Here is a 7,616-nt window from a genome sequence, read left to right as displayed (position 1 = left end):
AACGTCATGGTGGGGCGCCACGTGCGCTCGCACCAGGGCGTGTTCGGCGCGGTGTTCCGCCACAAGGCGGCGCGCGAGGAGGAGGCGGGCATCCGCCGCCGCGCCCAGGAGCTGCTGGACTTCGTCGGCATCGGCCAGTTCGCCAACCGCACCTCGCGCTTCCTGTCCTACGGCGACCAGCGCCGCCTGGAGATCGCCCGCGCGCTGGCGACGGACCCGCAGCTGCTGGCGCTGGACGAGCCGGCGGCGGGCATGAACGCGACCGAGAAGCTGGCCCTGCGCGAGCTGCTGGTGAAGATCAAGGCCGAGGGCAAGACGGTGCTGCTGATCGAGCACGACGTGAAGCTGATGATGGGGCTGTGCGACCGCATCACGGTGCTGGAGTACGGCAAGCCGATCGCCGAGGGGCTGCCGGCGGACATACAGAAAAATCAGGCGGTGATTGACGCCTACCTGGGAGGATCGCACTAATGAGCGAGCAAGTACTGAAAGTGGCGGGACTGAAAGTCGCGTATGGCGGCATCAAGGCCGTCAAGGGCATCGACCTGGAAGTGAACCGGGGCGAGCTGATCGCCCTGATCGGCGCGAACGGCGCGGGCAAGACGACGACGCTGAAGGCGATCACGGGCACGCTGCCGGACTGCAAGGTCGAGGGCGCCGTGACGTATATGGGGAAATCGCTGAAGGGCTCGCAGTCGTTCCACCTGGTCGAGCAGAAGCTGGCGATGGTGCCGGAAGGGCGGGGCGTGTTCACGCGCATGTCGATCCAGGAAAACCTGATGATGGGCGCCTACACGCGCAACGACCAGGCCGGCATCGACGCCGACATCGCCAAGTGGTTCGACGTGTTCCCGCGCCTCAAGGAGCGGGCGGCGCAGATGGCCGGCACCCTGTCGGGCGGCGAGCAGCAGATGCTGGCGATGGCGCGCGCCTTGATGAGCCATCCGCAGCTGCTGCTGCTGGACGAGCCGTCGATGGGCCTGTCGCCGATCATGGTCGAGAAGATCTTCGAGGTGATACGCAATGTCTCGAAAGAGGGCATCACGATCCTGCTGGTGGAGCAGAACGCCAAGCTGGCGCTGCAGGCGGCCCACCGCGGCTACGTGATGGACTCGGGCTTGATCACGATGACGGGCAAGGCCAGCGACATGCTGGACGATCCGCGCGTCAAGGCGGCCTACCTGGGCGAATAATGTCGCGTCACGCTGCATAAAAAATGCCCCGGGGGGAGCCGGGGCATAACGGCAGCCGTCTGAGGAGAACGTACTCGGCTGCCCAGGACTGCGAGGCGGGCCGCTTGCGCGGCCCCGCCGTCAATTTACTTCTTTGCCGCTGCGCGTGGCACGGCCTTTTCAGCGGCTTGGCTGAATTGGTTCACGGCCGACGCCAGGTTCGCTTCGATCGCTTCGACAGCTTGCTTGCTGGTTTTGCTGAATTGCTCGTAACCGGCGCTGGCGTTGCCGATCGCCGATTTCAGGATCGCAACAGCGTTTTCCGAGCCGGCTGGCGCGTTTTTGCTCACTTCTTCAACCAGCGAAATCACTTTGCGGTTGGTTTCGGCGATCTGGGTTTCGGCGGCTTTGCTGAACTCGGCCTGGGTGCCCGAGGTGATCGCGGCCAGGTGACGGCCGTAGGCGATGGCTTTTTCGGCGGTTGGCTGGGCTTGTGCAGCGGTCAGCGAGAAAAATTCTTGTGGATCTTTGGCGGACAGCAATTGCTTGGTCGCGGCCGACGATTCTTCCAGCGAGGCCTTGGCAGCGGTCAAGTTCAGCTCGACGATTTTTTCGATGCCTTCGAAGGCTTTGCTGGTCAGCGAGGAGAAGATGGCGAATTGGGCTTCGACGTTGGCTTTGGTGGCGGACGAAAACTGCTCAGGGATTGAAAACATATAACTCTCCAGATTGTGGTTGCTCGTTAGTAGATAGATGCTGCGTTAAGTACCGTGGTAATGAAGCAAGTAGATCTTATTTTCAAGCTGAACAAGAAATTGTGCAACGCAACAAACCCGATTCTAAAGGCTTTGAAAATTAAGTCAAGCGATTTTTGTGCGACGCAACAAAGTGTTAGATTTGCATTAAAGATATAGTTTCGACATGGAAATTTCGTTTGGCGGTTTCTGCCCGCAAATTGCCGCCGGGGGCGCCCCTTCCTGCCGGAATCGTGCCGCCATGCTAGACTTTGCCACGCACCCGGCCCCAGTCGCGGCCGCCGAACTGTTCACCCGAGTCCAGCAACCATGTCCACCATCCGCGCCGGCAATCCGCAACTGTTGCCGCTAGTCTTGCCAGGCTTTTTTGTCTTGCTTTGGAGTACAGGATTCATCGTCGCCAAGTTCGGCCTGCCGTATGCGCCGCCGCTGACTTTCCTGTTGCTGCGCTTCCTCTGCGTGCTGCTGATCCTGTTGCCCTGCGTGTTGCTGCTGAAGGCGCCCTGGCCGGCCGGCAAGATGGGGCACATCGCCGTGGCCGGCTTGCTGTTGCAGGCCGGCTATCTGTCCGGCATCTGGTGCGCGATCAAGCTGGGTATGCCGGCCGGCCTGTCGGCCCTGATCGTCGGCATGCAGCCGATTCTGACGGCGTGCGCCGCGCCGCTGATCGGCGAATCCGTGCGGCCGCGCCAATGGCTGGGTCTGCTGTTCGGCTTGCTGGGCGTGGCCCTGGTGGTGCAGGCCAAGATCCATCTGGTCGGCCTGCGCATCGATAGCGTGCTGCTGTGCGTCTTCGCCTTGTTGTCGATCACGGCCGGCACCCTGTATCAAAAGCGCCATTGCCCGGCCTTCGACTTGCGCACCGGCACGGTGGTGCAGTTTGCCGCCTCGACCCTGCTGGTGTTGCCGCTGGCCGTGTGGCTGGAAGACCTGGACGTCGGCTTGAGCGCCGTGCAATGGACGGCGAACTTCGTCGGCGCGCTGCTGTGGTCGGTTTTGGTGCTGTCGATAGGCGCCATCTTCTTGCTCTTCGCCTTGATACGCCGCAACGACGCGACCCAGGTCAGCAGCGTGATGTATTTGACGCCGCCGACCACCGCGCTGATGGCCTGGCTGATGTTTGGCGAGGCATTGACTATATGGGGCATCGTCGGCATGGCCGTGGCCGTGGTCGGCGTCATTTTTGTGGTTAAAAAGTAATCCAGTCGAGGAAACATGATTTCAACCCCGCAACAACAAGCCGTCGATGCCGCCATCACGTCGCGCCGCTCGATCCGCGCCTTCCTGCCGACGCCGGTGGCGCGGGACGATATCGAAGGCATCCTGGAAGTGGCCGCGCGGGCGCCCTCGGGCACCAACACGCAGCCGTGGAACGTGTATGTGTTGATGGGCGCGGCCCGGCAGCGTCTGTCGGCGCGCATCCTGGCCGCGCACCAGGACCCGGCGCAGGCGCGCCAGCACAGCGAGGAGTATGCCTATTACCCGCGCGAATGGGCTTCGCCCTTCATCGAGCGGCGCCGCAAGGTCGGCTGGGATCTGTATGCGCTGCTGGGCCTGACGCGCGAGGACAAGGCCGGCATGGCGGCCCAGCACGGCCGCAATTACCAGTTCTTCGACGCCCCGGTCGGCTTCATCTTCACCATCGAACGCGTGATGGAGCAGGGGTCCTGGCTCGACTATGGCATGTTCTTGCAGAACATCATGGTGGCCGCCCGCGGCCGCGGCCTCGACACTTGTCCGCAGGCCGCGTTCACGCAGTATCACAAGCTCATCGCCGAGGAATTGGCGCTGCCCGCCGGCGAGATGGTGGTCTGCGGCATGGCGCTGGGCTACGCCGACCCCGGCAAGATTGAAAACACCCTCAGCACCGAGCGCGAGCCGCTGCCCGGCTTCGTTCAATTTCTGGCGTAATCACTTTTCGCCCGGCGCCAGCAAGACTGAATTACGGTACTGCAACAAATACTGTATTAACTGTTAAATTCGCTTGCGATTACTCTGCATTTCGCTACACTGCAACAAGAAACTTCTGTTCGCTTCAAGAGGATGAATCAATGTTTAAACTTGCCCTGGGCGGCCTGATTTCACTGTTGTTCGCGCTGGCTTCGTCGCCGGCGCTGGCCAAGCATGACGCGGGCCACGCGGCATCGGCGTCGAAGCGGCACGGCGTCAAGCGGATCAAGATGGTGCTGCGGCGTCCGGACCTCAGGATAGCCGCCGCGGATAGCCGCGAGCGCGTCGTCAAGCGCGTCATCACCGTGCGCGGCAAGCGCAAGGTGGTTTACCAGCGCGTCACCAACGTGGCCATGCCGGCCGCGCCCACGGTCGGCGACATGGCCGGCCTGAACCTGACGCGCGACCCGCTCGACCTGAAATCGAGCGTCGCGCTGGTGCTGGACCAGTCCAACGCCGAAGTGCTGTTCGAGAAAAATTCCAATGTCGCCCTGCCGATCGCCTCGATCACGAAAATGATGACGGGCCTGGTGGTGGTCGAAGCGCGCCAGGACATGGAGGAAGTGCTGACCATCACCGACGATGATGTCGACCGCGCAAAATTCAGCAGCTCGCGCCTGAAAGTGGGCGCGCAACTGACGCGCGCCAATATGTTGCATATCGCGCTGATGAGTTCCGAAAACCGCGCCGCCGCCGCGCTGGGCCGCAATTACCCGGGCGGCATCGCCTCCTTCGTCGACGCCATGAATTCCAAGGCGCGCCAGCTGGGCATGCTCGACACGCATTACGTCGACTCCAGCGGCTTGTCGAAACAGAATGTGGCGAGCGCGCGCGATCTGGCGAAACTGGCGATGGCGGCCTTCCACCAGCCGCTGCTGCGGCAATACTCAACGGATCCGAAGGCGATCGTCGAAGCCAGCGGCCACCCTATGCAGTTTGGCAACACCAACCACCTCGTCGCCAATCCGGGCTGGGAAATCGGCCTGCAGAAAACCGGCTTCATCAACGAGGCGGGACGCTGCCTGCTGATGCAGGCGGTCATCGAAGGGCGCGCCGTCATCATGGTCTTCCTCGATTCCAAGGGCAAGCAGTCGCGCACGGCCGACGCCGGACGCATGCGCAAATGGCTGGAGGCGCTGCGGCCGGGCGGCCTGTCGCTGCCGGGCGGCTGAGCGCGCCGGCATCCAAGGGGGGCGCACTGTCATGCTGCGCCCCCTTTGCATTTGCGCGCCTGCTTAGTCGGCGGCGCTGTAGCCCAGCGTCGCGGAAATCTGCCTGGCCGTCTCGACCAGGTCTTCCAGCCATTCCTCCTGCAGGCGGTCGGCCGGCGCGGAAATCGACAGGCCGGCGATCAGTTTGCCGGAGTCGTCGCGGATGCCCGCCGCCATGCAGCGCACGCCCAGTTCCAATTCCTCGTTGTCGCGGGCATAGCCGCGCGTGCGCACCAAGCTTAATTCCCGCTCCAGCTTGGCCAGGTCGGTGATCGAATTCTTATTGTGGCCGGCCAGGCCGGTGCGCGTCGCATACGCGCGGATCGCCTTCGGTTCGTCGACCGACAGGAAGAGCTTGCCCGTCGACGTCAGGTGCAGCGGGCCGCGCCCGCCGATGGCGCGCACCACCTGCATGCCGGAGCGCTCCGAGAACGCCCGGTCGATATAGACGATTTCGTCGCCCTGGCGCACCGACAGATTGATGGTTTGCTGTGTCTTCTTGTGCAACTGGCGCATGAAGTCGAGCGCCGCCTCGCGCACGCTGAGGCGGCTTTTGACGACATTGCCCAGCTCCAGCAGGCGCATGCCGAGGCGGTAGGTGCCCGGCTCGATACGGTCGACAAAGCGCGTCAGCACCATGTCGTTGAGGATGCGGTGCGCCGTCGAGGGGTGCAGGCCGGATACCTTGGACAATTCCTTCAAACTGACCGGGTCGGAATATTTTGCCAATGCGTCGAGCAGGGCGACCATGCGTTCGATCACCTGGATCGTCGTCTTCGGAGCCGCGACGGGTTCAATTTTCATGATGTGGTTGGTGCAGTGCAGTATGTGACGCTCTCTTTATACCACAATGTGAAAAAATAGTGAATTGCCTGGGGACAGACCACGATTTTCAAGAAATAATTTCTTGAAAATCGTGGTCTGTCCCCAGCTTTTTGCCCCCGCCGCCGTGCTGCGCGGCATAATGGTGGGCCAATTCAAAATAAACAATATCCATGGAACAACCAGTCAACGAATTCAAGAGCAAGAGTGGCCTGAAACGGATTGTCGCGGCATTTTTTTACTCGATCGACGGGCTCAGGTCGGCCTGGCGCAACGAGCACGCCTTCCGCCAGGAACTGCTGTTGTTCGCCTGCGGCAGCGCCGTGGCGCTGGCCCTGCGCATCTCGGCGTTTGAGAAGCTGATGCTGATCGGCGTGCTGGTGCTGATTTTGATCGTTGAATTGATTAACTCGGCGATCGAGGCCGTCGTCGACCGCGTGTCGCTGGAGCGCCATTCGCTGTCGAAAAACGCCAAGGATTTCGGCAGCGCCGCCGTGCTGCTGGCGGTGCTGCTGGCCGTGGCGGCCTGGGCCGTGGTATTGTTGAATCGCTTTTATTGAGTAAAGTGAACGACGCCGGCGCGGTTCGCATATGCGGATTGCGCATATCAAACGGCGAAAGCCTTCGTTCTCTTTCCTCGGCGCGCACCGTACTCTCGAAGTTCTGATGTCTTACTCATGAACGGGGATTCTCTGATGCTGTCGAAAAAAACACTGTTTGCCGCCGCCTTTGCCGCCGCCACCGCGATCCAGCCTGTGCTGGCCGCCGATATCGCGCTGCTCAATGTATCCTACGATCCCACCCGTGAGTTGTACCAGGATGTCAACGCCGCGTTCGCCAAGGAGTGGAAGGCCAAGACCGGCGACACCGTCAAGATCAAGCAGTCGCACGGCGGCTCCGGCAAGCAGGGCCGCGCCGTCATCGACGGCCTGGAGGCCGACGTCGTCACGCTGGCGCTGGCCTATGACATCGACGCCATCGCCGAACACGGTCTGGCCAACAAGGAGTGGCAAAAACGCTTGCCGCACAATAGCTCGCCGTACACCTCGACCATCGTTTTCCTGGTGCGCAAAGGCAATCCCAAAGCCATCAAGGACTGGAACGACCTGGTCAAGCCGGGCGTCGCCGTCATCACGCCGAATCCGAAGACTTCGGGCGGGGCGCGCTGGAACCATCTGGCCGCCTGGGGCTACGCCCTGCGGCAGCCGGGCGGCAGCGAGGCGACGGCCAAGGAATTCATCAAGAAGCTGTACAAGAACGTGCCGGTGCTCGACTCCGGCGCGCGCGGCGCCACCACTACCTTCGTCGAGCGCGGCATCGGCGACGTGCTGATCGCCTGGGAGAACGAAGCCTTGTTGGCGATCAAGGAATTGGGGCCGGACAAGGTCGAGATCGTCGCGCCGTCCGTCAGCATCCTGGCCGAGCCGCCCGTCACCGTCGTCGACAAGGTGGCCGACCGGCGCGGCACGCGCAAAGTCGCGGAAGCCTACCTGAATTATCTGTACACGGACGAAGCGCAGGAGTTGATTGCGAAAAACTACTACCGTCCCACCGTCGAGAAGGCCGCGAAGAAATACGCGGCGCAATTCCCGAATGTGAAGCTGTTCACCATCGCCCAGGTGGCGGGCGGCTGGACGGCGGCGCAGAAAACCCACTTCGCCGACGGCGGCGTGTTCGACCAGATTTACCAGGCCAAGTAAGCCGAC

At 62.3% G+C, this 7,616-nt stretch carries 9 protein-coding genes; 7 read left to right on the top strand and 2 right to left on the bottom strand.

All coding sequences use genetic code 11. The annotated features are described in order from the left end of the window. Both OIK44_RS17625 and OIK44_RS17620 read left to right on the top strand, forming a co-directional pair. A partial coding sequence (locus OIK44_RS17625) for an ABC transporter ATP-binding protein (protein WP_273672530.1) occupies positions 1 to 471 on the top strand: 471 nt, incomplete at its 5' end. Then, positions 471 to 1,193 carry an ABC transporter ATP-binding protein gene (locus OIK44_RS17620; protein ID WP_273672528.1) on the top strand — a complete coding sequence of 241 codons (723 nt, stop codon included), beginning with the start codon at positions 471 to 473 and terminating at the stop codon, positions 1,191 to 1,193. The genes OIK44_RS17625 and OIK44_RS17620, both read left to right, overlap by 1 nt. Positions 1,194 to 1,318: 125 nt before the next feature. Here the strand turns inward: OIK44_RS17620 and phaP are convergent, their stop codons facing one another. Next, positions 1,319 to 1,888: a TIGR01841 family phasin gene (phaP, locus tag OIK44_RS17615; protein ID WP_273672526.1), complete on the bottom strand. Its 570-nt coding sequence runs from the start codon at positions 1,886 to 1,888 to the stop codon at positions 1,319 to 1,321. Between the two features lie 348 nt (positions 1,889 to 2,236). On the opposite strand from phaP, the gene OIK44_RS17610 reads away from it, so the two are divergent. The 3 genes from OIK44_RS17610 (at position 2,237) to OIK44_RS17600 (ending at position 5,049) form a co-directional block, all read left to right on the top strand. Next, positions 2,237 to 3,127, top strand: coding sequence for a DMT family transporter (locus OIK44_RS17610; protein WP_273672524.1), 891 nt, complete (start codon positions 2,237 to 2,239; stop codon positions 3,125 to 3,127). Positions 3,128 to 3,142: 15 nt separating this feature from the next. Next, positions 3,143 to 3,838: a nitroreductase gene (locus OIK44_RS17605; protein WP_273672522.1), complete on the top strand. Its 696-nt coding sequence runs from the start codon at positions 3,143 to 3,145 to the stop codon at positions 3,836 to 3,838. Between the two features lie 140 nt (positions 3,839 to 3,978). After that, a complete protein-coding gene (locus OIK44_RS17600) occupies positions 3,979 to 5,049 on the top strand; it encodes a serine hydrolase (protein ID WP_273672521.1) in 1,071 nt (356 codons plus the stop codon). Between the two features lie 63 nt (positions 5,050 to 5,112). Here the strand turns inward: OIK44_RS17600 and OIK44_RS17595 are convergent, their stop codons facing one another. Next, positions 5,113 to 5,892, bottom strand: coding sequence for an IclR family transcriptional regulator (locus OIK44_RS17595; RefSeq protein ID WP_273672519.1), 780 nt, complete (start codon positions 5,890 to 5,892; stop codon positions 5,113 to 5,115). 191 nt (positions 5,893 to 6,083) lie between these two features. Between OIK44_RS17595 and OIK44_RS17590 the strand changes: the two genes are divergently transcribed. Further along, positions 6,084 to 6,470: a diacylglycerol kinase gene (locus OIK44_RS17590; RefSeq protein WP_273672517.1), complete on the top strand. Its 387-nt coding sequence runs from the start codon at positions 6,084 to 6,086 to the stop codon at positions 6,468 to 6,470. A 135-nt stretch (positions 6,471 to 6,605) separates the two neighbouring features. Further along, positions 6,606 to 7,610 (top strand): sulfate ABC transporter substrate-binding protein, encoded by a 1,005-nt coding sequence (locus OIK44_RS17585; protein ID WP_273672556.1) that lies wholly within the window; start codon positions 6,606 to 6,608, stop codon positions 7,608 to 7,610. Positions 7,611 to 7,616 lie beyond the last annotated feature (6 nt).

This window comes from Janthinobacterium fluminis, assembly GCF_028595325.1.
In the GTDB taxonomy this organism is placed as follows: Bacteria; Pseudomonadota; Gammaproteobacteria; order Burkholderiales; family Burkholderiaceae_D; genus Janthinobacterium; species Janthinobacterium fluminis.
The sequence above is the reverse complement of the archived record's forward strand: the minus strand, read 5'-3'. Positions and strand labels throughout refer to the sequence as shown.